The organism is Bartonella sp. TT119HLJHH (assembly GCF_042193385.1).
Taxonomy (GTDB): Bacteria; Pseudomonadota; Alphaproteobacteria; order Rhizobiales; family Rhizobiaceae; genus Bartonella.
The window spans coordinates 1-506 of record NZ_JBHILS010000167.1 but is presented as its reverse complement, the minus strand read 5'-3'; the positions used below and the strand labels follow the sequence as shown (position 1 = coordinate 506).

Sequence of the window (506 nt, the reverse complement as noted above, 5' to 3'; positions counted from 1 at the left end):
ACGGGTCGTGTTGAGCGTGGTGTTATTAAAGTTGGAGAGGAAATCGAGATTATCGGTATTCGTCCAACGTCTAAGACAACGGTTACGGGCGTTGAAATGTTCCGCAAGCTTTTAGATCAAGGTCAAGCGGGGGATAATATAGGAGCTCTGCTACGTGGTGTTGATCGTGAAGGGATCGAGCGTGGTCAAGTATTGGCGAAGCCAGGATCTGTTACGCCTCATACACGTTTTAAAGCAGAGGCTTACATTTTGACAAAAGATGAAGGTGGGCGTCATACGCCATTTTTCACGAATTATCGCCCTCAGTTTTACTTCCGTACAACGGATGTTACAGGGATTGTTACGCTTCCAGAAGGAACGGAAATGGTTATGCCCGGTGACAATGTTGCCATGGATGTTTCGTTGATTGTTCCGATAGCGATGGAAGAAAAACTTCGTTTTGCTATTCGTGAAGGTGGTCGTACTGTTGGTGCCGGTATCGTCTCTAAGATCATTGAATAAATAAT

1 protein-coding gene is annotated in these 506 nt (G+C 45.3%); it reads left to right on the top strand.

The genetic code is table 11. The features are described from left to right. Window positions 1-501 (top strand): EF-Tu/IF-2/RF-3 family GTPase (locus tag ACFIJL_RS10010; protein WP_375622339.1); only part of this gene is annotated, 501 nt, incomplete at its 5' end. Between the last annotated feature and the right edge of the window lie 5 nt (window positions 502-506).